Annotated in this window: 21 protein-coding genes; 9 read left to right on the top strand and 12 right to left on the bottom strand. The window is 72.8% G+C overall.

The window, feature by feature from the left end; all coding sequences use genetic code 11:
- Nucleotides 1-22: 22 nt before the first annotated feature.
- Nucleotides 23-505 (bottom strand): MarR family winged helix-turn-helix transcriptional regulator, encoded by a 483-nt coding sequence (locus ABD901_RS23275; RefSeq protein WP_345129236.1) that lies wholly within the window; start codon nt 503-505, stop codon nt 23-25.
- 56 nt (nt 506-561) lie between these two features.
- On the opposite strand from ABD901_RS23275, the gene ABD901_RS23270 reads away from it, so the two are divergent.
- The 3 genes from ABD901_RS23270 to ABD901_RS23260 are packed head-to-tail and all read left to right on the top strand — an operon-like array spanning nt 562 to nt 4,002.
- Nucleotides 562-1,476 carry an EamA family transporter gene (locus ABD901_RS23270; RefSeq protein ID WP_345129235.1) on the top strand — a complete coding sequence of 305 codons (915 nt, stop codon included), beginning with the start codon at nt 562-564 and terminating at the stop codon, nt 1,474-1,476.
- An 11-nt stretch (nt 1,477-1,487) separates the two neighbouring features.
- Complete coding sequence (locus ABD901_RS23265; protein WP_345129234.1) at nt 1,488-2,789, top strand: glycoside hydrolase family 16 protein; 1,302 nt, start codon at nt 1,488-1,490, stop codon at nt 2,787-2,789.
- Between the two features lie 10 nt (nt 2,790-2,799).
- On the top strand, nt 2,800-4,002 hold the full coding sequence (locus ABD901_RS23260; protein ID WP_345129233.1) for an NAD(P)/FAD-dependent oxidoreductase: 1,203 nt from the start codon (nt 2,800-2,802) through the stop codon (nt 4,000-4,002).
- A 7-nt stretch (nt 4,003-4,009) separates the two neighbouring features.
- Here ABD901_RS23260 and ABD901_RS23255 read toward each other — a convergent pair whose 3' ends face one another.
- The 5 genes from ABD901_RS23255 to ABD901_RS23235 form a co-directional block, all read right to left on the bottom strand.
- On the bottom strand, nt 4,010-4,861 hold the full coding sequence (locus tag ABD901_RS23255; protein ID WP_345129232.1) for a carbohydrate ABC transporter permease: 852 nt from the start codon (nt 4,859-4,861) through the stop codon (nt 4,010-4,012).
- A gap of 20 nt (nt 4,862-4,881) precedes the next feature.
- Complete coding sequence (locus ABD901_RS23250; RefSeq protein ID WP_345129231.1) at nt 4,882-5,790, bottom strand: carbohydrate ABC transporter permease; 909 nt, start codon at nt 5,788-5,790, stop codon at nt 4,882-4,884.
- Nucleotides 5,791-5,794: 4 nt separating this feature from the next.
- Entirely contained in the window at nt 5,795-7,213 is a 1,419-nt protein-coding gene (gene ngcE, locus ABD901_RS23245) for an N-acetylglucosamine/diacetylchitobiose ABC transporter substrate-binding protein (protein WP_345129230.1), read from the bottom strand.
- Between the two features lie 117 nt (nt 7,214-7,330).
- Nucleotides 7,331-8,017, bottom strand: coding sequence for a BadF/BadG/BcrA/BcrD ATPase family protein (locus ABD901_RS23240; protein ID WP_345129229.1), 687 nt, complete (start codon nt 8,015-8,017; stop codon nt 7,331-7,333).
- Nucleotides 8,014-8,283 carry a BadF/BadG/BcrA/BcrD ATPase family protein gene (locus ABD901_RS23235; protein WP_345129228.1) on the bottom strand — a complete coding sequence of 90 codons (270 nt, stop codon included), beginning with the start codon at nt 8,281-8,283 and terminating at the stop codon, nt 8,014-8,016. Before ABD901_RS23235 ends, ABD901_RS23240 begins: the two co-directional genes overlap by 4 nt.
- A 54-nt stretch (nt 8,284-8,337) precedes the next feature.
- Between ABD901_RS23235 and ABD901_RS23230 the strand changes: the two genes are divergently transcribed.
- From ABD901_RS23230 to ABD901_RS23205, 6 genes are all read left to right on the top strand, one after another.
- The gene (locus ABD901_RS23230; RefSeq protein ID WP_345129227.1) at nt 8,338-9,249 is read left to right on the top strand and encodes a MurR/RpiR family transcriptional regulator; all 912 of its coding nucleotides are present in this window, start codon (nt 8,338-8,340) and stop codon (nt 9,247-9,249) included.
- The gene (locus ABD901_RS23225) at nt 9,246-10,139 is read left to right on the top strand and encodes an N-acetylmuramic acid 6-phosphate etherase (protein WP_345129226.1); all 894 of its coding nucleotides are present in this window, start codon (nt 9,246-9,248) and stop codon (nt 10,137-10,139) included. The genes ABD901_RS23230 and ABD901_RS23225 overlap by 4 nt, the downstream gene beginning before the upstream one ends.
- Nucleotides 10,140-10,183: 44 nt before the next feature.
- A complete protein-coding gene (locus ABD901_RS23220; RefSeq protein ID WP_345129225.1) occupies nt 10,184-13,591 on the top strand; it encodes a phosphodiester glycosidase family protein in 3,408 nt (1,135 codons plus the stop codon).
- A 61-nt stretch (nt 13,592-13,652) separates the two neighbouring features.
- Nucleotides 13,653-14,819: an endonuclease/exonuclease/phosphatase family protein gene (locus ABD901_RS23215; RefSeq protein WP_345129224.1), complete on the top strand. Its 1,167-nt coding sequence runs from the start codon at nt 13,653-13,655 to the stop codon at nt 14,817-14,819.
- Between the two features lie 113 nt (nt 14,820-14,932).
- Nucleotides 14,933-16,261, top strand: a complete 1,329-nt coding sequence (locus ABD901_RS23210; protein ID WP_380135626.1) for a C39 family peptidase — start codon at nt 14,933-14,935, stop codon at nt 16,259-16,261.
- Nucleotides 16,262-16,272: 11 nt separating this feature from the next.
- Nucleotides 16,273-18,204, top strand: a complete 1,932-nt coding sequence (locus tag ABD901_RS23205; RefSeq protein ID WP_345129223.1) for an N-acetylmuramoyl-L-alanine amidase — start codon at nt 16,273-16,275, stop codon at nt 18,202-18,204.
- A 216-nt stretch (nt 18,205-18,420) separates the two neighbouring features.
- Here the strand turns inward: ABD901_RS23205 and ABD901_RS23200 are convergent, their stop codons facing one another.
- From ABD901_RS23200 to ABD901_RS23175, 6 genes are read right to left on the bottom strand one after another with little or no spacing between them, the layout of a single operon-like run.
- On the bottom strand, nt 18,421-19,221 hold the full coding sequence (locus tag ABD901_RS23200; RefSeq protein WP_345129222.1) for a C40 family peptidase: 801 nt from the start codon (nt 19,219-19,221) through the stop codon (nt 18,421-18,423).
- A complete protein-coding gene (locus tag ABD901_RS23195) occupies nt 19,218-20,273 on the bottom strand; it encodes a mandelate racemase/muconate lactonizing enzyme family protein (RefSeq protein WP_345129221.1) in 1,056 nt (351 codons plus the stop codon). The genes ABD901_RS23200 and ABD901_RS23195 overlap by 4 nt, the downstream gene beginning before the upstream one ends.
- Entirely contained in the window at nt 20,270-21,049 is a 780-nt protein-coding gene (locus ABD901_RS23190) for a serine hydrolase (protein ID WP_345129220.1), read from the bottom strand. The genes ABD901_RS23195 and ABD901_RS23190 overlap by 4 nt, the downstream gene beginning before the upstream one ends.
- Entirely contained in the window at nt 21,046-22,794 is a 1,749-nt protein-coding gene (locus ABD901_RS23185) for an ABC transporter substrate-binding protein (protein ID WP_345129219.1), read from the bottom strand. The genes ABD901_RS23190 and ABD901_RS23185 overlap by 4 nt, the downstream gene beginning before the upstream one ends.
- Before the next feature lie 26 nt (nt 22,795-22,820).
- The gene (locus tag ABD901_RS23180) at nt 22,821-23,786 is read right to left on the bottom strand and encodes an ABC transporter permease (RefSeq protein WP_345129218.1); all 966 of its coding nucleotides are present in this window, start codon (nt 23,784-23,786) and stop codon (nt 22,821-22,823) included.
- Between the two features lie 6 nt (nt 23,787-23,792).
- Nucleotides 23,793-24,761: an ABC transporter permease gene (locus ABD901_RS23175; protein ID WP_345129217.1), complete on the bottom strand. Its 969-nt coding sequence runs from the start codon at nt 24,759-24,761 to the stop codon at nt 23,793-23,795.
- Nucleotides 24,762-25,561 lie beyond the last annotated feature (800 nt).

The raw sequence follows: 25,561 nt of genomic DNA, 5'->3' as shown, positions 1-25,561 counted from the left end.
GGGGCGAGCGCAGCGAGCCGGCCTATTCGGTGGCCGCGAGCAGCTCGCGCAGCAGGGTGGAGAGGCGGCGGCGGGACGCCTCGGGCAGGCGCTCGAGGACCTCGCGCTGCGCGTCCAGCCCGGCGCCGACGGCCTCGTCGACCAGCTCGCGGCCGTGCTCGGTCAGCGTGATGACCAGGCCGCGGCGGTCGTCGGGGTCGGGCGAGCGGGTCACCAGGCCGGCCCGCTCGAGGCGGTCGAGGCGCCCGGTCATTCCGCCCGTGGTCAGCATGAGCGACGCGCTGAGCGCCTTCGGCGAGAGCTGGAACGGCGCGCCTGCGCGGCGCAGCGTCGCGAGGACGTCGAACTCGCCGCGGTTGATGCCGAGCGCGCCGTACACCTTCTCCTGCCGGTCGCCGAGGACCCGGGCCAGGCGGTAGATCCGGCCGAACACGGCCATCGCCTCGGTCTGCAGCTCCGGGCGCTCGCGGGCCCACTGCTCCACGATCCGGTCGACGTCGTCCACGATCCGATCCTATCATTCACTTGCCAATAAGTAGCTTAGTGCTAAGCTACTTAACCATGAGGAACCTTACGGCGATCGCCCCCATGCTGTGGGGGACCACGTACCTGGTCACCACCGAACTTCTGCCGGCCGACCGGCCGCTGCTGGCCGGGACGATGCGCGCGCTGCCGGCCGGGCTGCTGCTCGTCGCGGCCGCGCGGGCGCTGCCCCGGGGCGCCTGGTGGTGGCGCGCGGCCGTGCTCGGCACGCTCAACATCGGGCTGTTCTTCGCGTTGCTGTTCGTCGCCGCCTACCGCCTGCCCGGCGGCGTGGCCGCCGTGCTCGGCGCCCTCGGGCCGTTCGTCGTCGCGGCGCTCGCGTTCGGGCTGCTGGGCCAGCGCCCGTCGAGCCGGGTGCTGCTGGCCGGCACCGCCGGGGTCGCCGGCGTCGCGCTGCTCGTGCTGCGCTCCGCCACCGCGCTGGACCCGATCGGGCTGGCCGCGGCCGCCGGCGGCATGGTGTCGATGTCGCTGGGCACCGTGCTCGGTCGCCGCTGGGGCGTGCCCGAAGGCAACGCCTCGCGGCGCACCGCCCTGCTCGCGCTCACCGGCTGGCAGCTCACCGTCGGCGGGCTGCTGCTCGCGCCGGCCACGCTGCTCGTCGAGGGGCTGCCGCCGGCCCTGGACGTCGCCAACGTCGCCGGGTTCGCGTACCTGTCGCTGGTCGGCACCGCCGGGGCGTACCTGCTGTGGTTCCGTGGCGTCACCACGCTGCCGCCGGCCCAGGTGACGCTGCTCGGGCTGCTCAGCCCGGTCGTGGCCGCCGTGCTCGGCTGGGCCGCGCTGGGCCAGTCCCTGTCGGGCGGCCAGCTCGCCGGCGCCGCCCTGGTCCTGGCCGCCGTCGTGGCCGGCGCGCGCGGCGCCGGGCGGGAGCGCGGCGGCGCGCCCAAGGTCGGCAAGTCGACACTGCTGAAGGCGGCCACCGCGCCGTAGCCTTGGTCCACATGGCGTCGCTTCGCCCCCGGACCCGCCGGGCCGGGATCGCCGCGCTCGTCGTGGCGGTGGTTGGCGGCCTCGCGGTCGTGGCGGCGCCGGACGATCCGCAACGGCGGGGCCGCACGCTCACCCGCACATCCTCGGCCCAGGTGCTCGCCGGCGTCGGCTGGACGCGCCGCTGGACCGCGGCGCCCGCCACCGTCACCGACACCGCCGGCAACGAGTGGGAGTCCGACGCCGCCGTGGTGCAGGGCGGCGCCGCGCCGAAGGCGGCCGCGGCCGGCAACGCTGCGCCCTACCGCTACGCCCGCGGCGGGACGCCGGCCTTCGTCCTGCCGGTGCCCGAGCCCGGCACCTTCGCGGTCATCGTGTCCCTCGCCGCGCCCGAGCGCGGCCCGGCGCCCGACGCCTCGGTGACGGTGACGGTCGCCGGCGGGGCCGAGCAGAAGGTGCGGCTGGCGTCCACCGGCTCGGGGCGGGTGCGCCACGCGATCGTCCTCGTGCCCGTCACCGGCGACGCCGCCCGGTTCACCGTCACCGCCACCGAGCACCTCGCCGGCGTCAGCGCCGTCACGCTCGTCATGGCGCGCCGCGAGACCGAGCCGCTGCGCACCGAGCTCGACGAGGGCTTCGACGGGCCGGCCGGCACGGCGCTGCTGCCGGGCTGGCGGCACGACACGGGCGGCGGCGGGTGGGGCAACGGTGAGCTGCAGGAGTACACCCAGCGACCCGAGAACGGCGCGCTGACCGGCGACGGGAAGCTCGCCATCACCGCGCGGTCGGACGGCGGGAAGTACAGTTCGGCCCGGCTGCGCACCGCCTACGAGGGCCTCTACGGCCGCATCGAGGGCGAGATGCAGGTGCCCTCCGGCCGGGGCCTGCTGCCGGCGTTCTGGATGCTCGGCGCCGATGTCGAGCGCACCGGCTGGCCGCAGGCCGGCGAGATCGACCTGATGGAGTCCCTCGGCGCCGCCGAGCCCGGCCTGGTGCACGGGACCGTGCACGGCCCCGACGGCTCCGCTCGGGGCTGGGAGCGGGCCTTCACCGCCCGTCCCGCCGGCGGACCGGACAAGGGCATGCACCGCTACGGCCTGGAGTGGTGGCCCGGCGTGCTGCAGTGGACGGTCGACGGCGTGGTGCAGGCGACCCTGCGCCAGGAGGACCTCGGCGCGCGGCAGCAGTGGGTGTTCGACCGGCCCGCGTTCCTGCTGCTGGACGTGGCCGTCGGCGGGCGCTGGCCCGGCAACCCGCCGCCCGCGACGGTGTTCCCGCAGACGATGTACGTCGAGTCGGTGCGCTGGTCGCGTTAGGGTCGTGGCCATGACCTTCGATGCGATCGTGGTCGGTGCGCGCGTCGCCGGCTCCCCCACCGCCATGCTGCTCGCGCGCCGGGGACACCGGGTGCTCGTCCTGGACCGCGCGACGTTCCCCAGCGACGTGCTCTCGACGCACCTGATCCACGTGCCCGGCATGGCCATGCTGGGGCGCTGGGGGCTGTGCGAGACGGTCGAGGGCGCGGGCGCGCCGCCGCACGAGCGCTTCACGATGGACTTCGGCCCGTTCGCCATCTCCGGCCCGCCGCCGGCCGTCGACGGCGCCGCACACCCCTACTGCGTGCGCCGCACGGTGCTGGACACGATCCTCGTCGGCGCGGCCCGCGACGCCGGCGCCGAGGTGCGCGAGGGCGTGACCGTCGAGGGCCTGCTGCGCGACGACGACGGCCGGGTCGTCGGCGTGCGCGGCGCCGGGTTCGCCGAGCGGGCCCGCATCGTCATCGGCGCCGACGGGCTGCGCTCCGTCGTGGCGCGCGAGACCGGCGCCGAGACCTACGACGACGGGCCGGCGCTGACGGCGTGCTACTACGCGTACTATCGCGGCCTGGAAAGCCCCGACGGGGTGGTCGGCGCCGAGATCTATCAGCGCGGCGACCGCGCGATCGTGCTGTTCCCGACCAACGACGGGCTCACCTGCGTCTTCGTCGCGTGCCCGATCGCGCAGATGCACGAGTTCCGCACCGACGTCGAGGGCAACTACCTCGAGGCGATCGGGCGCGCGCCGGGGCTGGCCGAGCGGATCGCCCGGGCCGAGCGCGCCGAGCGCATCCTGGCCACCGCCGACGTGCCCAACTTCTTCCGCCGCTCGGCCGGCCCGGGCTGGGCCCTCGTCGGCGACTCCGGCTACTACAAGGACCCGTGCCAGGCCTCGGGCATCACCGACGCCTTCGTCTGCGCCCAGCTGCTCGCCGACGCCGTCCACGCCGGGCTGTCCGGCGAGCGCGGCCTCGACGAGGCGGTCGCGGCCTACGCCGCCGAGCGCGACGAGCGCTTCACGCCCGCCCTGCACCTGACCCGCCAGCTCGCCTCGATGGAGCCGCCGGACCCGCAGACCGCGGCCATGTTCGCCACGATCGCCAGAAGCCCGGCGGAGACGACCCGCTTCTTCGGCGTGCTGCAGGGCAGCACGCCGATCCCCGAGTACTTCTCCCCCGACAACATCGGGCGCATCATGTCGGGCGCGTCGTGACCCGCGGCTACTTGAGCTGGCCGGCGGTGAGGCCGGACTGGACCTGGCGCTGGAAGACGACGTACAGCAGCAGCACCGGCAGCATCGCGATCGTCATGCCGGCGAAGAGGCCGCCGAAGTCGCCGGCGTAGCCCTCGTTGACGGCGAGCGCGGTCAGGCCCTGCGCGAGCACCCAGCGCTTCTCGCTGCCCTCGCCCTGCAGCAGCACGATCGGGAAGATGTACTGGTTCCACTGCGTCAGGAAGTTGAAGATGCCCACGCTGATCAGGCCCGGGCGGGCCATCGGCAGCATGATGCGGAAGAACAGGCTCCAGTGCGAGCAGCCGTCCACCATCGCCGCCTCGGCCACCGCCGTCGGCAGGGTGCGGAAGAACGCGGTGAGGAAGAAGACCGTGAACGGCAGCGAATAGGCGGTGTACACCAGGATCAGCCCCGGCAGCGTGCCCAGCAGCCCGAGGTTCTTCACGACGAAGAACAGCGGGACGAGCGCCAGGAACACCGGGAAGACCATGCCGCCGACGAAGGCGTAGTACACCACCCGCAGGCCGCTCATCTGATAGCGGGCCAGCACGTAGGCGGCCATCGCGCCGATGAGCATCGTCAGGGCCAGGGCGCCGGCGACCACGATGCCGCTGTTGAGGAAGTACCGGCCGATGTGCGCCTCGTTCCAGGCCCGCACCCAGTTGGAGAAGCGCAGCTTCGACGGCAGCCCCCAGGCGTCACTGAGGATCTCGTCGTCGCTCTTGAACGAGCTGACGACCGCCCACAGCAGCGGGAACGTGGTGAGCAGCGCCCAGCCGACGAGGAAGGTGTGCGAGAAGGCGTTGCCGATGCGCAGGCGCGGGCGCGGGCGGGTCATGAGGCGCAGTCCCCCGGGGCTCAGTATTCGAGGCGTTCGCGCCGGGACAGCCGCAGGAAGGCGATCGCGACGGACAGGGTGACGAAGAACATCGCGACGCCGATCGCCGAGGCGTAGCCGAACTTCGCGTCGGCGAAGGCGGTGTTGTACAGCCGCAGCCCGATGACGTCGGTGCTGAACGCGGGCCCGCCGTTGGTGATGATCTGTACGAGCGCGAAGCCGTCGAGGGCGATGATCGCGAGGTACACCCACGCGACCTGGATGGTGTCCCACAGCAGCGGCACCGTGATCCGCCACAGGGTGGTGAAGCGGCTCGCCCCGTCCAGCAGGACCGCCTCGTAGATCTCGCGCGGGATCGACTGCATCGCGGCGCCGAAGAGCACCACGTAGAAGCCGACGTTGCTCCAGATCATCACGAAGAGCACGGCCCAGAACGCGACGTCGGGGTCGCCCAGCCACGGCCGGGCCAGCGCCCCGAGGCCGACGGCCCGCAGGAAGCCGTTGACGAGCCCGCCGTTCGGCGCGTACATCTCCCGCCACAGGATGCCGATGATGGCCACCGACAGCACCTGCGGGAAGAAGTACACGATGCGGTAGAAGCCGCTGCCGGGGATGCCGTGCACGCCGGCCCGCCCGCCGTGGCCGCCGACGCTGAGCATCGAGGCGAAGAACAGCCCGAGCGTGATGGTCGCGACCGGCAGCACGGCGAGCAGGATGGCGTTGTGTTGCAGGGCGTTCCAGAAGTACTCGTCGGACAGCAGGTTGCGGAAGTTGGCCGTGCCGACGTAGTCCCACTTCGGGCTGAGCCCCCGCCAGTTCGTGGCGGAGATCTGGAACGCCTGCAGGTACGGTGAGATCACGAATACGGCATAGACCGCCACCGCAGGCACCAGGAACGTGATGGCGAACAGGCGCCGGCCGTGCCGCATTCGATCAGCTCCGCTTGTACTTCTTGATGGTGTCGTCCTTGGCGATCGAGTCGGCGCCCTTCTGGCACTGCTCGACGAACTGCTTGGCGTTGATCTGCTTGGTGAACAGCTGCCCGCAGGCCGCGTCGACGAGCTCGCGCTCGAGCTTGCGGTAGTAGGAGTTGTACACCCAGTTGAAGCCCTTGTCGCCCGAGGCCTTGAGCGCCTTGGTCACCGACGTGAGGCCCGGCGGCAGGTTGCTGCCCACGTCCACGCCGGACACGCAGGTGAGGCTCGCGGTCTTGCCGGTGAAGTCGGCGGCGCCCTTCTTCGACAGCATGATGCGCAGGTACTCCAGGCCGCCGTTGAGGTTCTTGGCCTTGGCCGGCACGATGAACGGCTCGCCGGAGGTGCCGCGCAGCGCCTCGAACGGCAGCTTGTCCCCCGTGGTGAGGCTCGGCGTCGGCGCGACCGTCATCGCGAAGTCCGCCGGGGTCACCGCCTTCTGCTCGCTCTCCAGCCAGGAGCCGCAGGAGATGAACACGGCCTTGCCCTTGCACCACTCGGTCTGGGACTGGATGTGGTCCAGGCCCTCGGAGCCGGGCATGATGTAGCCGTCGACGGCCAGCTGCGAGTAGGCCTCGGCGGCGGCGAGGATCGCCTCGTGCTTCCAGGCGTTGGGCTCGAGGTTGTCGATGGCGATGAGCACGTCCTGGCCCGCCATCTTGGCCGCGGCCGAGAGGATGGGCCAGCTCATGTAGCGCGGGTGCTTGCCCTGGTAGGTCCACGGCGAGATGCCGGACGCCTTGATGGTCTTGCACAGGGCGATCATCTCGTCCCAGGTCTTCGGGTAGGCCCAGCCCTTGTCGGCCATGAGCTTGGCGGAGTACCACAGGCCGTAGACGGTGTAGGTGTAGTTGAGCGCCATGGTCTTGCCGTCGTAGGTGCCCGGCAGCAGCGAGCCCGGCAGCAGGGTGTCGCGCACCTTCTTGCCCGGGTCGTCGATGCTCGGCGCGTCCAGCATCGGCGCCAGGTCGGCCAGGGCGCCCTGCGAGACGAGGCCGTTGAAGTCGATCTGGCCGGCGCCGGAGTTGTCGATGACGTCGGGCGGGCTGCCGTCGACGAAGCGCGGCTGCAGGGTCGTGCCGATCTGCTGGGTCGCCGAGTGCTTGATCTGGGCCTTGGGGTACTTCTCGGTGTACATCCCCTCGTGTGCCTTGGCGTAGTCCTCGCCGAAGCCGCCGTTGAAGATGACGATCTCCAGCGGGGCGTCGTCGGCGACCCCCAGGGGGTTGGTGGAATTCTTCGCGCCCTGCGCGGAGTCGTTCGGCTTGTCGTCGTCGCCCCCGCCCAGCGCGCACGCGCCGAGAGCGGCAGTGGCGGCGGCCAGCACACCGGAGCCGGCCGCCGACTTCAGGAGGCTCCTGCGGGTATAGGTGTTCATCGCTGCTCCTTCGTCCTTCGGCCGAGGGACGCTCGTCGATAGATGGCGCGGTACGCTCGTCGATGAGGATGAAGGTTTCCAACGTAACTTGCAAGACCCGGAAGATTGTTACCGAGTTCACCCAACGCTCGCGGCGGTGAGCCGCGCGTGCGCCGCCGGGTCGGCGAAACCGCCGCTGAGCTGCAAGATCGCCATCCAGGCGGCCCCGGCGGCGCCGTCGCGGGCTTCCGCCGGGTTGGTACCGAAACGTTGCCTTACGCCCGCCCGGACCAGGTCGCCGACCGGCCCCGGCGACAGCAGGACCGACCCGGCGAGCACGACCGATGTCCCCGGAGCGTCTCCACGGCCCGCCCGGGCGGCGACCGTGGCGAGGGTGTGCAACAGGAGCCGGGCCGCCTCCTCGGCCAGACCGAGGGCGACCGGATCGCCGCCGGTGGCGAGGTCACTCACGAGCGGCGCGAGGGTGCCCAGCTCCGCGGGTCGCAACCGGAACCCGGCCCGTAGCACCGCCTGCGCACGCGCCTCCGGATCCTCGCCGGCGGTCAGGCCGAGCGCCTGTGTCGCAGCGTCGGTCAGCGCCGTGGCCGGGCCGCGGCCGTCGAGGGCGCGCAGGACCGCGCGCAGCGCCTCCCGGCCGAGCCAGACCGCCGAGCCCTCGTCGCCGAGCAGCCAGCCGTAGCCGTCGCAGCGGTGGGTGAGCGCGCCGCCGGCGAACGCGGCGCCAACCGCGCCGGTCCCGGCGAGCAGCAGCAGCCCGTCCGGCGCCGGGGTGCCGGCGGCGAAGCCGACCTCGAGGTCGGTCACGGCGGCGACCCGGCCGCCTCCCGCCCCGCCGCGGCGGCGCCGGCCGCGCCGATCACGCCGAGGCCGACCCGCGCGGGGTCGGCGCGGGCGTCGGCGAGCGCCTCGGACAGCGCGCGGCGCAGCGCCTCGCCGGGCGGCGCGCCGCTCGAGTTCTGGTTGGCCCCGCCCGCCGCGCCGCGCCCGAGAATGTTTCCATTGAGGTCACTGATCACGCAGCGGCTCGTCGTGGCGCCCGCATCGACGCCGATGACCAGGGGGTCGTGCATTCCGCTCACCGTACTCCATTGACGAAATCGACATCGCAACGGAAACTTTTCCACATGAAGGGCAAGGAGACCCCCGAGGACAGCCGCGCGATCTCGACGGCGGTGAAGATCCGCGGGCTCCTGCCCTCGCTGTCGCGTGCCGAGCAGCGGGTCGGAAAGATCATCATCGATCAGGCCGCCACCGCCGCGGCCATGACGATCACCGAGCTCGCCAAGCGCGCGAACACCTCCGAGACGACGGTCATCCGATTCTGCCGTGCGATCGGCGTCTCCGGCTATCCCGAGCTGCGCCTGCGCCTGGCCGCCGAGGCCGGCCGGGTCCAGGACGACGGCGGCCAGGAGGCGGTCGGCAGCGACATCAGCCTCTCCGACGACCTCGCCCAGGTGGTCAAGACCATCGCCTACGCCGACGCCCGGGCCGTGGAGGACACCGCCGCGCAGCTCGACCTCGACGCGCTCGGCCGGGTCGTCGCCGCGATCGCCGAGGCGCGCCGCATCGACGTCTACGGCGTCGGGGCGAGCGCGTTCGTCGCGCAGGACTTCCAGCAGAAGCTGCACCGCATCGGCCTGGTCGCTTACGCCTGGTCGGACATCCACCTGGCGCTGACCAGCGCCGCGCTGCTGCGCGAGGGCGACGTCGCGGTCGGCATCTCGCACACCGGCACGACCATGGACACCATCGAGGCCTTCGCCGAGGCGGGCCGCCGCGGCGCCACGACGGTGGCCCTGACCAACTTCCCGAAGTCGCCGATCACCCGGGTCGCCGACCTGGTGCTGACGACCGCCGCGCGGGAGACCACCTTCCGCTCCGGGGCGATGGCCAGCCGCCTGGCGCAGCTCACCGTCGTGGACTGCGTCTTCGTCGGCGTCGCACAGCGCACCTACGAGCGCACGAAGCCGGCGCTGGAGGCGACCCGCGACGCGGTGCGAAGCCGCCGTACCAAATCCGATCGGGGCCGCTGGTGAGCGTCTCGCCCACCGAGGAACGCAATCCTCACACCGTCTACATCGACCAGCTGCCCACCATCGACATGCTCAGGCTCATCAACGCCGAGGACCGCAAGGTCGCCCCGGCGGTCGCGGCGATGCTGCCGCGCCTGGCCGAGGCGGTCGACCTCGCGGTCGCCGCGCTGCGCTCGGGCCACCGCATGCACTACTTCGGCGCCGGCACGTCGGGCCGTATGGCGGTGCTGGACGCCGCCGAGCTGCACCCCACGTTCGGCGTCGGGCACGACCAGGTGATCGCGCACATCGCCGGCGGGCCCTCGGCGCTGATCCTGGCCGCCGAGGGCGCCGAGGACGACGTCGAGCTCGGCGCGGCGGCGGCCGCGGAGGTCGGCGCCGGCGACGTCGCGCTGGGCACCACCGCCAGCGGCGGCACCCCGTTCGTCGGCGGCGCCCTGCGCGCCGCCCGCTCCCACGGTGCCGCCACGGTGCTGGTCTCGGCCAACCCGGCGGCGCCCCTCGCGGTGCTGGCCGACGTCCACATCGCGGTGGACACCGGCCCGGAGGCCATCACCGGCTCCACGCGCATGAAGGCCGGCACCGCGCAGAAGCTCGTGCTCAACGCCCTGTCGACCGCGGTGATGGTCCGGCTCGGGCGCACGTACTCCAACCTGATGACCGACATGGTCGCCAGCAACAGCAAGCTGCGCGACCGGCAGATCCGCATGCTCGCGCAGGCCACCGGCCTGCCGATGCAGGCATGCACGACGGCCCTCGCGGACGCCGGCGGCGAGTCGAAGGTGGCCCTGGTGTCGCTGCTCGCCCAGGCGCCCGTCGCGCAGGCGCGCCGCGTCCTGGAGCACACCGGCGGCGTGGTCCACGCTGCCCTGGACGAGCTGCGCCATTCGTAGTCCGTTCACGCAGATTTTGATGGAGATCAATATTGTCTCCCTCCATGGCTGATCATGACCTTCCGGCGGCGCGGGTCACGCGCCGCGGTCTCATCGTCGGCGCGGTCGCGGCGGCCGGGCTCGCCGCGACCGACCGTCCCGTCTTCGCCTCACCGCCCTCGTTCGCGCAGGGACACCTCCCCGGCGCCGCCCCGGACTACCGCACGTCCGTGCCCGGCGAGTCCGTCGAGGTCGACCGCGCCGACACCCCGGTGGCGCCCGGCATCGTGGTGACCACCTACTCGACCTACGGCCGCGCCGGCTGGCTGCGCGTGCACGTGCTCAACGCCGACCTCGGCAACGCCTCCGTGCGCGTGGACCTGCTCGCCGACAAGGTGAGCGAGACGCGGTCGCTGACCCAGGCGGCCGGCGCGCACCAGGCCGTCGGCGCCGTCAACGGCGACTACTTCGACATCACCGAGACCTACGCCGCCGAGGGCCCGGAGATCCAGGACGGGCGGCTGCGCAAGGGCACCAACCGGCACGGGACCGTCGCGGCGATCGGCGCCGACCGGGTCGCCCGCCTCGCCGACCTCCTCATCACCGGCACCGTCACCGTCGCCGGCACCCAGCGGCCGCTCGCGGCGCTCAACTCCCCCGGCGTGCCCGCCGACGGCATCGCCGTGTTCACGCCGCTGTGGGGCTCGGGCAACCGCACCCTCATCCAGGACGCCGGCCCCTACACGGAGCTCGTCGTCGACGGCGGCATCGTGACCGCCATGAACGACCACATCACCACGACGCCGGTGCCGGACAACGGCGTCGTCGTCCTCGGCCGCGGCGTCGCCGCCGCGCAGCTGGCGGGCGCGCGGCCCGGCGACCCGGCCGACGTGTCCTTCGCGCCGCAGACGGACGCGCCCGCGCCGCTGCGCACGGCGCTGGGCAGCGGCGCGGTGCTGGTGCGCGACGGCGCGGCGATCGACTTCCCGCCGAGCGCCGGCAACGACGAGCCCAAGCCGCGCACCGCCATCGGCTGGCCGGCCGGCGGGCACCGGCTGCTGCTGGTCGCCGTCGACGGGTCGGCGAACTTCTCGGCCGGGCTGAGCTTCGACGAGATGGCGCGCCTGCTGGTCCGCCTCGGCGCCTTCGAGGGCTTCATGCTCGACGGCGGCGGCTCGACCGACATGGTCGCGCGCCGGCCCGGCGACGCCGAGGTGCACGTCGTCAACGCCCCGTCCGACGGCGGCGAGCGCCCGGTGCCCAACGGCGTCGGCCTGTTCGCCCGCCCCGGCTCGGGCGCACTGCGCGGCCTGGACGTGCGGCCCGCCGCCGACCGGGTCGTCCCCGGCCTCACCATGGACGTCGCGGTCGCCGGCTACGACGAGACCTACGCTGCGGTGCCGGTTGCCGGGCGCGCCGTGCACTGGTCGGCGCAGCCCGGCTCGCTCGGCGACGCCCGCGACGGGGTCTTCCGGGCCCGCCGCCCGGGCGCGGGCACCGTGCGGGCACACGCCGGTCCTATTGTCGGCGAGCACCCAGTGCGGGTCGTCGGCGACCTGCAGCGGCTGGCCTTCACCGAGCGCGCCGTCACCATCGACCCGGGCGCGACCGCGCGGGTCCGGCTCACCGGCTACGACGCCGACGGCTTCGACGCCCCAGTGGCGCCGCGCGACGTCACGCTCGACTACGACCACGCCGTCGTCACCGTCACCGCCGCCGCGGACGGGAGCCTCGCGGTCGCCGGCAACGCGGACGCCGGCGGCCGGACCACCACGATCATGGCGACCGCGCAGTCGGTCACCGCGCGGCTGCCGGTCACGGTCGGGCTCATCGACGTGCCGCTCGCCGAGTTCGAGCCGGGCGAGGCGTGGACCGCGCTCGCGGCCCGCGGTACCGCATCCGTGTCCATCATCGACGCACCCGACCGGCCCGGCGATCACGCGTTGCGTCTGACGTACGACTTCACCGGCCAGTCCAGCACGTCGGCCGCCTATGCCGTCGCCGGGCCCGGGCCGATCACCCTGCCGGCCGGGGCGAAGAAGATCGCCCTGTGGGCCAACGGCGACGGGCAGCGGCACTGGCTGCGCGCGATGCTGCGCTCGCAGGGCACCACCAACGTGCCGTTCACATTCGCCGACACCGTGGACTGGACGGGCTGGCGCCGCGTCGTCGGCGACATCCCGGCCGGGTTCTCCGAGCCGATCACGTTGCTGCGCGTGTACATCGCCGAGACCTCCCAGACCAACAAGAACGCCGGGCAGCTCGACTTCGACGGGCTCGCCGCCCAGGTCGGCCAGCGCCCCGAGCCCGCCGAGCCGCCGCGGCCCGACCCGTATGTGCTCGAGCAGGGCGGTGTCCCCGGCGGGCGCTGGACGTTCGCCGTCCTGTCCGACCTGCACGTCAGCGCCGCGGCGGGCGCGAGCTCGTTCTCCGCCCGGCAGGCCGCGATCGCGCTGGACCAGGCGGTCGCGTCCCGGCCCGACTTCATCCTCGTCAACGGCGACTTCGTCGACGACAACCAGCCCGCCGACTTCGAGCTGGCCAACGCCCTGCTGCGCGACCACGTCCCGAGCACCCTGCCGGTCCACTGGACGCCGGGCAACCACGAGGCCGGCCTGTCGGCGACCGGCGGCCTCGACGCCTTCCGCGCCGCGACCGGCCGGCCCAACCGGCAGGTCTTCGACCACAAGGGCACCCGCTTCATCCTGCTCGACTCGCACACCGGGGACATGCGCACGTCCGACTGGGACCAGGTGCCGCTGCTGCAGGCGGAGCTGGCGAAGGCGGAGCGGGACCGCTCGGTCACCGGCGTCGTGGTCTCCTTCCACCACCCGCTGCACGACCCGTCCGGCGCCGGCGCCTCCCAGCTGTCCGACCAGCTCGCCGCCGAGTTGTTCCACCGCTGGCTGGCCGAGTTCCGCGAGCGCGCCGGCAAGCCGATCGCGCTGTTCACCGGCCACGCGCACACCGCCGCGGTCAACCGCGCCGACGGCGTCCTCGAGGTCACCACGCCCGCGGTCGGCAAGACCCCGTACAGCTCGCCCGACCAGGGCGGGTTCTTCGGCTGGATGAGCGTCGGCGTCGATCCCCGCCCGGCCCGGGTGCGGGCCGGCGAGCCCAGCCCCGAGACCCGCGACTGGCTGCAGGCCGAGAGCCGCCCGATCATCGACGGCATCGAGCTCTCGGCGCCGCAACAGCTCGCGGTGGGCGCCTCGGCCCCGGTCGCCGCGACCGGCGTCACGAGCGAGTTCGGGCTGCGGTTTCCGCTGCGGTACCCGGCGAGCGTCACCTGGTCCGGCGGTTCCGGCGTCGTCGTCGCGCGGGGGCCCTCCTCGGCGCGGCGCGACCCGCGCGCCCTGGCCGTGCTCGACCTCGACGCCGGCACCCTGACCGCACTGCGGTCCGGCACCGTCACCATCGCGGTCGCCGCGGGCGGCCTCACCGCATCGGCGAGCGTCTCCCTCACCGCCTGAGTTGGGCTGCACTTCGACGCGGCGTCGATGCGAAGTCACGTCGCGGGCACACCGGGAGTCGATGATCACGAGTGATCGCTGTTCATCGATTCCCGGGAGCCCGGATGCGCCGCGCTTCCCGACGTCCGCGTTCACGCTGCGCAACGCCAAGGTGGGCGCGGCATACTCGGCGACGGTCGGCGGCCTCGTGCAGGGCGACACCGCCGGCCTGACGTTCGCCAAGACCTCGGGCCCGGCGTGGGTCTCGGTCTCGTCCGGCGGCGCCATCACCGGCACGCCGAGCGCCGCCGGAACCGCCACCATCGGCATCCGCGCCACCACGAGCGCCGGCACCGCCGACGCGACGGTGACCGTCCGGGTGCAGTCGGGCGCGCTCGTGCCGCAGCTGCGCGCGCTGAGCTGGAACCTGTGGCACGGCGGCACCGTGGTGTCCAACGGCGCCGAGAAGGAGCTGAAGTTCCTGCTCGAGCGCGACGTCGACGTCGTGGGCATCCAGGAGAACAACGGCGCCGCGCAGGGGCTCGCCGCGGCGCTGGGCTGGTCGTACCACCAGAACGCCGACGTGACGGTGCTCAGCCGCTACCCGATCACCGCCACCACGCCGACCGTCGCCGGCTCGGCCGTCGCCGCGAAGATCGACCTCGGCTCCCGGACGCTGCGGCTGTGGAGCGCGCACCTCGGCTACACCCCCTACGGCCCGTACGACGCCTGCTTCGGGCACATGACGGTCCAGCAGCTGCTCGCCCGCGAGTCGTCGGCGGGCCGGACCGGCCAGATCAACGACATCGTCGCGGCGATGTCGGGCGATCTCGCCGCCGCCGCGACCACCCCCGTGCTCCTCACCGGCGACTTCAACGCGCCGTCGCACCTGGACTGGACGGCGTCCAACTCCCGCTGCGGCCACGGCGCCGTGCCCTGGCCCACCTCGACCGCGCCGGCCGGCGCCGGGCTGACCGACTCCTACCGGCAGGCGCACCCGAACCCGGCCCTGGACCCCGGCAACACCTGGTCCCCGGAGGACAAGACCTTCGCCGGCGGGTACGGCTACGACTCGCACACCGGCGAGCCCGAGCCGCAGGATCGCATCGACTTCGTCCACTACAAGGGGCCGCTCACGGTGATCTCCTCCGACGCCCTGTGGGAGGGCACGCCGTCGCAGTCCAACCCGTCCGGCAACGCCTGGCCCTCCGACCACGCGGCGGTTCTGACGGTGTTCTCCGTCGGGTGATGTTTGTAAAAAACCTTCCGCATCGATGAAACCGTCGGAAGGTATCGACATCCGGGGGCCGATGGCGATAGCGTGCCGTCAATCCATCGCCATCGGTTTCCCCTGGAGGAGCAGTGGCACGACTTCCGGTTGTCGCCTCGCTGGCGGCCTTCGCCTGCCTCTTAGCCATCGCACCCGCTTCGGCGGCGACGGCCCGTCCCGCGCCGGTCCAGCACGACGAGCAGATCGCCTTCCACCGGTGGCAGAGCTTCCCGCAGTGGCGCTCCGGCGAGTCGCACGGCACCCTCGCCGTGCCCGGGCTGCGGCCGTTCCTGACCATCGGGCGGCCCGCCGGCACCACCGAGTTCACCGATCCGCACACGGGCACGACGCGGACCTGGGAGTACGCCACCTGGACCTCGCCCACGCAACCGATCGGCTTCGGCGCCAGTGAGCTCGTCGCGTCCTGGAACGCCGACGCGCCGGCCGGCACCTGGATCCAGGTGGAGATGCAGGGCTCCTACACCAACGGCGAGCACACACCCTGGTACGTGATGGGCCGCTGGGCCGAGGGCGACCAGGACGTCAAACGGTCCTCGGTGGACGGTCAGGGCGACCCGTACTCCACGATCTGGACCGACACGTTCTCCATCGACGACGTCACCCGCGGCGTGCTGCTGCAGGACTACCGGCTGCGGCTGACGCTCTACCGTGCCCCGGGCTCGCACGCCGCGCCCCGCGTCCTGCAGACCGGCGCGATGGCCTCCAACGTCCCCGACCGGTTCACCGTCGCGCCGAGCGCCGGGCACATCGCCTGGGGCACGGAGCTCAAGGTTCCGCGGTACTCCCAGAACATCCACGTCGGGCAGTACCCCGAGTACGACGGCGGCGGCGAGGCGTGGTGCTCACCGACGTCCACCGAGATGGTCGTCGAGTACTGGGGCCACAAGCCGAGCCCGGCGGACGTCGCCTGGGTCGACCCGTCCTACGCCGACCCGCAGGTCGACCACGCCGCACGGCAGACCTACGACTACACCTACGAGGGCGCCGGCAACTGGCCGTTCAACACCGCCTACGCCGCCACCTACGGGCTCACCGGCATCGTGACGCGCCTGCACTCGCTCGACGAGGTCGAGCGCTTCATCGCCGCCGGCATCCCGGTCGTCACCTCGCAGTCGTTCCTGGCCAGCGAGCTCACCGGGGCCAACTACTCCACCTCGGGCCACCTGTTCGTCATCGTCGGCTTCACCGCGACCGGCGACGTCATCGTCAACGACCCGGCGTCGTCCTCCGACGACGCGGTCCGCAACGTCTACAAGCGCACCGAGTTCGAGCAGGTGTGGCTGCGCACCAAGCGCCACCGCGCCGACGGTTCGGTCGCCGGCGGCAGCGGCGGCGTCGCGTACATCATCGCGCCCGTGTGGAAGCCACTGCCCCGCGTGGCCGGGTCCGACAACTGGTGAATGGAGGCATCTTGCGTACCAGAGCAGCAACGGTGATCGCCGCGGTCGTCCTCGGCGCCGCGGCCGTGCCCGGGACGGCGGCCACCGCGGCCCCCGCCGGACGGCAACAGGACTTCGCGGACGCGTCGGTTTCCGCGGGTGTACCGCAGGACGTGGTCCTGGCCGTGTCCTACCTGGAGTCGCGGTGGGACACCAACCGCGGCCTGCCCAGCACCAGCGCGGGCTTCGGCCCGATGCACCTGACCGACGCGGCGGCGGTGGCACCGGCCCGGCCCGCCGCGACCGAGGACGCCCGCGGCGACGACGCCCGCCCGGGTCGGGTCGAGGGCCCGGCGGCGGCGCCACCCGCGCTCGCCACCGCCGCCCTGCAGACCCTCGACCGGGCGGCGGCACTGACCGGCGTCGACAAGACGGTCCTGCGCGGCGACGCGCGGGTCAACATCCGCGGCGGGGCCGCGCTGCTGGCCTCCTACCAGCGCGACCTCGGCGCGCCGGGCGGGGCGGACAGCGACCCCGCCGCCTGGTACGGGGCGGTGGCCCGCTACAGCGGCGCCGACACCGCCGACGCGGCCGCGCAGTTCGCCGACGAGGTGTACGCCACCATGCGCGAGGGCGCGGACCGCGTGACCGACGACGGGCAGCGGGTCACCCTCGCTGCCCGGTCGTCGGTGCGCCCGCAGACGTCTTGGCTGTCCCGTCTCGGCCTGCGGCACGTTGCGCGGCCCGACGGCCTGGAGTGCCCCGTCGAGCTGCCCTGCGAGTGGATCCCGGCGCCGTACGAGGACCTCGGCGGCGGCGACTACGGCAACCACGACCTGAGCGACCGCCCGGCCCGCCAGCGCGTGCAGTACATCGTCATCCACGACACCGAGGCCACCTACGACACCACGATCGGCCTGGTGCAGGACCCGGCGTACGTCAGCTGGAACTACACCATCCGCTCCGCCGACGGCCACGTCGCCCAGCACGTCAAGACCAAGGACGTCGCCTGGCACGCCGGCAACTGGTACGTCAACGCCACCTCGGTCGGCATCGAGCACGAGGGCTTCGCGGCGGAGGGCGCCTGGTACACCGAGGCGATGTACCGCTCGTCGGCGAAGCTGGTGCGCTACCTGGCGGGCCGCCTCGGCATCCCGCTGGACCGCAACCACATCATCGGCCACGACAACGTCCCCGGCACCGTGCCGTCGGGCGTGCGCGGCATGCACTGGGACCCGGGCCCGTACTGGGACTGGGACCACTACCTGGACCTGATGCACGCCCCGATCCGCTCCACGGGCAGCGCGCACACGGGCCTGGTGACCATCGACCCGGCGTACGACGCCAACCGCCCCGCCTACACGGGCTGCACCGCGGCCGGCGTCACGTGCCCCGACCACGGCTCGTCGCAGCTGATCCTGCACACGGCCCCGTCGGCCACCTCCCCGCTGCTCGTCGACATCGGCCTGCACCCGGACGGCTCCGCGTCGACGATGGCGCTGTCGGACCACGGTTCGCGGGTCGCGACGGGCCAGACCTACGCGGTCGCGGGCCGGGAGGGCGACTGGACGGCGATCTGGTACCTCGGGCAGAAGGGCTGGTTCTACAACCCGCCTGCCGCACCGACGGCGAAGTGGACGACGGGCCTGGTCGCCGTGCCGAAGCGGGACACGGCTCCGGTGTACGGCCGCGCGTACCCGGAGCAGTCCGCCTACCCGGCGGGCGTGCCGTACCAGGCGATCACGCCGCTGCAGTACACGTTCGCGGCGGGCCAGCGGTACGCGGTCGGCAACATCGTGCAGGGCGAGTACTACCGCGCGGTGACCTTGGACGGTTCGTCCCCTGGTGACTGGACGGTGATCCGCGGCAACACGTGGTACGCCCAGATCCAGTTCGGCCACCGCCTGATGTACGTCAACCTCGCCGACGTGCAACTCCTCCCCTCTCCGATCGGCGCCCCGTAGCGGTGCCGTAACACTCCGAGTGTTCGTCAAGATCGCGCTTGGCGGCGGGTGCTACCGTCATGGAGGAATGACCGGAAGCGCCCGCCGCCAGCCCGTCGTGATGCGCAGACGTTCGAACGCTTCGGCCCCGGCAGGTTCGCACGGCACGACTTCTCGGCCGCGACGTGCAACGCGGGCGCGGGGTGGCGCGGACGCGAAACGATCCGTACCGTGCGGCTACGAGTCCAAGCGGATGCGGCCCGCGGCGGTCAGGGTCTCCGCGCGGGACGGCGTCGGAGGCTCCTCGACCACGCGGCGGGCCTCGCCGCAGGCGTGCAGCATCCGGCCCGGGGCCACCACGAAGCCGACGTGGTGGATGCGGCGGCCGGGCCGGGCGAAGAAGTACAGGTCGCCCGGGCGCTCCGAGCCGAGGGGCACGGGATCGACCGCCTCCGCCTGCTCGTGGGCGTCGCGCGGCAGCAGCACCCCGAGGCGGCGCCAGGCCAGGTGAACCAGGCCGGAGCAGTCGATGCCGGCCGGGGACAGGCCGCCCCAGACGTACGGGACGCCGACCAGCCGGCGGGCCACGTCGAGGGCCGCGGTCGCGGAGGCGGGCGGCGCCGTGGGAGCCGGCCGAACGTCCGCCGCGGGAGCCCACAAGAGGCCCTCGCGGCCGGGGATCCGGACCGGCAGCCAGTCGGCGACCGGCGAGCCGGCGGGCGCGAGCGTCGTGCCGAGCGGGACGCCGGCGAGGACCACCGCGCCGGACGGGGCGTCGCGCAGGTCCGTCGCCAGGGCGTCCACAATGGACTCGCCGCAACCGTCCGATGTGGACGCGACCTCCGCCGTGCGCAGCCAGCCCGGGTAGCCGCGTGGGTCCAGCGAAGGGGCCGGCTGGTTGGGGGCGATCACCCTGGACCAGCCGTCGGGGCCGGCCGCGTCGACGATCACCGGGTCGCCCAGCAGGACCTGGGTGACGACCTCGTCGGCGGCCGGGGTGGACCACATCGTGGCCACCGGCACGGCTACGGCGTTCACAGGCGCACCCCCAGGCCGGGCGCGTCGGGCAGGACCACCTCGGCGCCGTCGTAACGCAGGCCGCCCGTCACCGGGGACGACGCGAGCCACCAGGCGGCGTCGAGGTCGGAGACGACCGTGGTGCCGAGCGCGGACACGAGGCTCGCCGCGGCGCCCACGCCCACCTGCGTCTCCATCATCGAGCCGACCATCGTGCCGATGTCGTGCGACGCGGCCAGTTCCAGCAGGGTGCGGGCGATGGACAGGCCGCCGCACTTGGCCAGCTTGACGTTGACCATGTCGGCGGCGCGGCGGTGGATCACGGCGACCAGGTCGCGCAGGCCGAAGACCGACTCGTCGGCCAGGATCGGGACGTCGACCCGCGCGGTGACCCAGGCGAGGCCCTCGAGGTCGTGCATGGGGACGGGCTGTTCGACGAGCTCGAGGTCCAGGGCCGCGTCCTGCATGGCGCCGATCGCGCGGACCGCCTCGCGCGGGGTCCAGCCCTGGTTGGCGTCCAGGCGGATGCGCACGCCGGGGCCGGCGGCCTCGCGGATGCGGCGGATGCGGTGGACCTCGTCGGCGGGGGACGACTTGCCGACCTTGACCTTGAGTACCGTGAAGCCCTCGGCGACCCTCGCGGCGGCCGCGCTGTCGCCGGCGGAGAGGGTGACGTCGGTCGGGACGCGCAGCTGCGTGCCGCCGAGCAGGCGGACCAGGGGGATGCCGAGGCGCTGGGCGGCGAGGTCGTGCAGCGCGGTGTCCACGGCGGCGCGGGCGCCGCCGTTGCCCACCACCGCGCCGTGCACGGCCCGGCAGTTGGCCGCCAGATCGGCGGCGTCGCGGCCGATCAGCAGCGGGGCCAGCACCTCCTCCACACAGGCCCGCGCGCCGGCCACCGAGTCGCCGGTGACCTTCCAGACCTGCGGGGACTCGCCGAAGCCCGAGCGGCCGTCGTCGTCGACGATCTCGACGAGCAGGCTCTCGACCGTGGTGGCGGTGCGCAGGGCGGTGACGAACGGGGTGTGCAGCGGGACGCTGACGGGGTGGGTGCGCACGGCGGCGATGGTCACTGGTGTCTCCTGCTGTACTGCTCGGCCGAGATCCGGGCGATCGCCCGGCAGGCGCGCTCGTCGTAGTCGTCGGGCACCGCGTCCTCGCCGGCGCCGGTGCACACGGCGATGACGTACGCCGGGGCGTCGGGCGGATACACCACGCCGGCGCTGTGGCGGATTCCCGTCATCCAGCCGTTCTTGTGTGCCACTCGCACGCCGTCCGGGAGGCCGGCGGCCAGGTCCTGGCGCCACTCCTGGGCGGCCAGCAGGTCCAGCATCTCGGCGGTGGCCTCGGGGCCGGCCAGCCTGCCCAGGTGCAGGGCGCCGAAGAGCGCCGCCAGGTCGGCCGCCGTGACGACGTTGTCCAGGCCGGCGTCTCTGGCGGCGTAGTCCTCGATGCCGCGGGCCGTCACGCTGTTCGTCGCGCCCGCCAGGCGCCACACCTCGGCCACCGCCGGGAGGCCGACCCGGGCCAGGAGCAGGTTGGTGGCCAGGTTGCTGGAGCGCACGATCATCCGGCGGGCCAGCCAGCGCGCGGGTACCGATGCGCCGAGGCGGGTCCAGACCTGGTCCTCGTCGTCGTAGCCGCGGTCGTTGGCGTACCGCGAACCGTCGCCCAGGGCCGAGGGGAAGTCGTTCACGACCGGGAGCGGGGCGTCCAGGTCCAGATCCGCGCGGTACAGCGCCGCGAGCACGGCGACCTTCATCGTGCTCGCCGCGCCATAGCCGTGGTCGGGTTGCCGGGCGGTGTTCGCGGATCCGCCCGGCGGCCCGATCCAGTAGGAAAGTCTCACTGCTTCACGTAGGCGTTGGAGAATGCCAGGTTGCCGAAGATGCTGTCGATGAACAGGCCGCCGGCCTTCGAACCGTGGACCGTGGTGGTCACCTGGACGTACAGCGGCACCACCGGAGCGTACTCCCGCATGATCTTCTCATCCAGCTTCGCCCACTCGGCGCCCTGCTGGTCGGTCGGCATGGCGAGCACCCGGTCGAACTCGGCATTGAGGGCGGAGGCGTTGAGGTAGGAGGCGCCGTTGTTGCTGCCGTCGGCCTTGATGGCGCGGCCGTCGTACAGGACCGGCAGGATCGCCGCGCCGCTGGGCCAGTCCGCACCCCAGGAGCCGATGTACATGTCCCAGGGGTTGTCCTTCTTCTTCGTCTCGTCCAGGAACGAGTCGGCCGGGATCGCCTTCAGGGTGATCTTGAAGCCGGCCTTCTCCAGGTTGCCCTTGAGCTGGGTGCTCAGCGCCTGGTTGGTGGCGTCGTCCTGGAAGCCGAGCACGAGGTCCTTGGTGGTACCGCCGAGCAGCTCCTTGGCCTTGGCCGGGTCGCCGGTCTTGCCCGCCGGGTACGCGTCGTAGTTCTTCCACCCGATCGTCGAGGGCGGCATCAGCGTGGTGACCGGGGCGGCCAGGGACGAGCCGCCGAGGGTCTTGATCAGGCCGTCGCGGTCGATGGCGTAGTTGAGGGCCTGGCGCACCTTGAGGTCGGTGACCCGCTGGTTGTTGATGGTGAGCGTGTAGTGCTGCGGGGTCGGCTCCTGGATGATGCGGTCCTTCAGCGCCGGGTCGCCCATCACCTTCGAGATCAGCGACGGGTCGACGCCGTCCCACGACGCCGCGCCCTGGTCGGCACCGCTGTCGGCGAGGATGCGGTTGGTCTGGGTGACCGGGTCGGCGCCGAACTGCCACACGAACGAGTCCGGGTACTGGTGGCGCACGGCGTCCGTCGCCGGGTCCCAGGCGGTGTTGCGCTCGAAGGTGATCTGGGTGCCCGCCTCGTTCTTCGTGATCTTGTACGGCCCCGAGGCGACGGGCTTCTGGTCGTACTGGGTCCCGGTGTCCTTCGCGGCCGGCACGGGCGCGGTGGCCGGCAGGGAGGCGGCGAAGGGCAGGTCGCAGTGCGCCTTGTTGAAGGTGAGCTTCAGGGTCTTGTCGTCGGGCACGCTGAGCCCCGGCGGCAGCGAGCTCTTGTTGTTCTTGAAGTCGAACTTGGTGTCGAACTGGGGCGTGTCGGCGAGCCACTCCTGGATGTAGGTGGGCCCGCCGGTCAGCGACAGGTCGAAGGAGCGTGCAATGCCGTAGGCGACGTCCTTGGCCGTGATCGGCGAGCCGTCCTCGAACTTCACGCCGTCCTTGATGGTGAACTGCCAGACCTTGCAGTCCTTGTTCACGTCGGTGCCGGGCGTGGTGGCGAGGTCGCCGACGAGCGTGACGTGGCCCTTGCCGTCGTCCTTGAAGGTGGTGAGGCGGCGCACGAACAGCTGGGAGGCGTTGAGGCCGGCGAAGCTGTAGGTGCGCTGCGGGTCGAGGTGGGAGATCTTCGACTGCCGCAGGATGGTGACCGTGCCGCCCTTGGCGGCGCCGGGCACCTCGGGCGCGGGGCCCATCGAGTCCTTCGGGTCGGACGCGATCGCGCCGGTGGCCTGCCGGTTGGTGTCCACCGCCGGCTCGTCGCCGCCCTTCTTGTTGTTGGTGCACGCGCCGAGCGCCGCGACGAGCGGCACCAGGGCGACGGCCGTCATGAGCCTGCGTCGCATGTGGACCTCCGGAGAGCCAGCACCGGTCATCGCAACCGGATTCGCGGATCGATCGTGGTGTAGAGCGCGTCAACGACGATGTTGGCGACGACGATGAAGGCCGCGGCCAGCAGCACCGTCCCCATGATCGTCGGCAGGTCGCCGTCGCGGACGGCGTCGATGGCGGTCCGCCCGAGGCCGCGGAACCCGAACGTGGTCTCGGTGATCACCGTGCCGCCCAGCGCCGTGCCGACGTCCAGGCCGGCGGCGGTGACCAGGGGCGTGATGGCCGCGCGCAGCACGTGCCGGCGCACGACGGTCCGCTGCCGCAGGCCCTTGGCCATCGCGGTGCGCACGAAGTCCTCCGACATCGTCTCCAGCATCTGGGCGCGCGACAGCCGGGCGTACACGGCGGAGAACAGAAACGCCAGGGTGCACCAGGGCAGCACGAGCGCGGTGCACCAGGCGAGCGGGTCATCGAGCAGCGGCGTGTAGTGCGGGTACGGCAGCACCTTGAGCGTGTAGACGAACACCAGCAGCAGGACGCCGCCGACGAAGTACAGCTGCATGGAGGCGCCGGAGAGGGAGAAGCCGATGGCGAGGCGGTCGAACACGGTGCCGCGGCGCAGCGCCGAGAGCATGCCGAGGCCGATGCCGAGGGCGAGCCACAGCACGGACGCGGGGATCACGATGCTCAGCGTCACCGGGATGACCCGCCCGATGGTCTGGCTGACCGGCTCGTTGTTGACATAGCTGTACCCCAGGCACGGCGCCGGGCAGTTCTCGCGCCCGACGAAGACGCCGCTCATGTACCGCAGATACTGCTTCGGCTTCGGATCGTTGAGCCCGAGCTCGGCGCGCACCCGCTCCAGCCGCTGCGCGTCGCAGTTCTTCGGGCACATGGCGGTGGCCGGGTCGCGCGGCAGGGCGAAGAACATCGCGAACGTGACGATGCTGACCGCGAACAGCGTCAGCGCGCCCAGCAGCACCCGGCGCAGCAGGAAGGATCCCATGGCGGCCTACCGCAGCGACTTCGGGTCGAGCGCGTCGCGCAGGGCGTCGCCGAAGAGGTTGAAGGCCAGCACGAGCACGAAGATGGTGACGCCGGGGAACAGCACGTAGGCCGGGTCCGTCTGCAGGTAGTTGAGGCTGCGGAAGATGGTGCGCCCGAAGTCGGGCGTCGGCTCGAGCATGCCGATGCCGAGGAAGGACAGCGCCGCCTCGCCGGTGATGTACGCCGGGATCGACAGCGAGAACGCGACCAGGATCGGCGCGCCGAGGTTGGGCAGCAGCTCCCGGAACAGCACGCGCCCGAGCCGGGCGCCGCTGGCCCGGGCCGCCTCGACGAACTCCCGCTCGCGCAGCGACAGCACCTGCCCGCGCACCAGCCGGGCGGTGGTGGTCCAGCCGAACGCGGTGAAGACCGTGATGAGCACGATGACCCGGAACCAGCCGGGCACCGCCTCGCGGGGGCCGTAGAAGTGCAGCTCGATGGGGCGGATGACGGCCAGGGTGAAGATGAGGAACGGCAGCGCCAGGGTCACGTCGGTGACCCAGTTGAGGACGGCGTCGACCCAGCCGCCGAGGTACCCGGCGACGATGCCGAGCAGCACCCCGACCACCGTGGTCATCAGCGCCGCGGCGAAGGCGATGCCGAGCGAGGTGCGCATCCCGTAGACCATCTGGATGAACAGGTCGCGGCCCTGCCCGGGCTCGAGGCCGAACCAGTGCGTGCCGGTGACGCCGCCGGCGACGCCGTAGGGCAGCCCGAACCGGTCCAGGTCCTCCTGGAACGTGTCCTGCGGGTGGATGCCGTACGCCGCGCCGATCAGCGGCGCCGCGAGGGCCACCACGACCAGCAACGCCGACACGATCCCGCTGGCCAGCGCCGCGCGGTCCCGGCGCAGGCGCAGCCAGGCGGCCCGGCCGGGCGAGCGGGTGCTCATCGCGGCGGGCGCCGGGGCGGCGTCCAGGGGCGTGCTGCTCATGTGCCCCCTTCGCCTACGTAGTTTGTCGCCGTCTTGTAACTTGGCTACGAAAATAAGCTACAACGACGCATGCGCATGAGTGAAGCTTCGTAACGACTTCATCTCGGTTGTTGGCGGCCACCGGATACGCTCCTGCCGTGCTGCGGGTGGTGCGCCTGGTCCTCGCCGCCGTCGTCACGCTGTGTGCGTGCGGCGGGCTGGTGCGCCTCTACGCGCCGCCCGGCGGCGCCGAGCGCCAGCTGGCCTTCATCCGCTCCGCGCTGGACGCCGGCGCCGGCGAGCAGGCGCAGGGGATGTTCCCGGAGGGCTACTTCTTCCTGCACGCCCTCTACGGGATCGCCTGGGTCGACGTCGGGCGGCACGCGACCGACCGCGCGAAGGCGCTGCGCGAGGCGCGCTGGGCACTGTCGCAGTTGGACGGTCCACAGGGGACGGCGCCGTTCAGCGCCGAGCTGGCGCCCCGCTACGGCGTGTTCTACGCCGGCTGGACCAACTGGCTGCGCGGCGGGATCCTGTCGCTGCAGGACCCGGGCGCGCGCGATGCGGGCGAGGCCGAGCGGTTCGAGGCGGCCTCGCGCGAGCTCGCGGCGGCGTTCGACGCCTCGCAGACGCCGTTCCTGACCGCCTACCCCGGCCAGTCGTGGCCGGTCGACTCCACCGTCGCCATCACCTCGCTGCGGCTGCACGACAGGCTGATGCCGCAGCGGTACGCCGGGACGGTCGCCCGCTGGCTCGACGCCGCCCGGGCGCGGCTGGACCCGGCGACCGGGCTGCTGCCGCACGTGACCGACCCGTCGACG

The sequence above is a fragment of the Dactylosporangium darangshiense genome, assembly GCF_039537565.1.
GTDB classification, from domain to species: Bacteria; Actinomycetota; Actinomycetes; order Mycobacteriales; family Micromonosporaceae; genus Dactylosporangium; species Dactylosporangium darangshiense.
The sequence above is the reverse complement of the archived record's forward strand: the minus strand, read 5'-3'. Positions and strand labels throughout refer to the sequence as shown.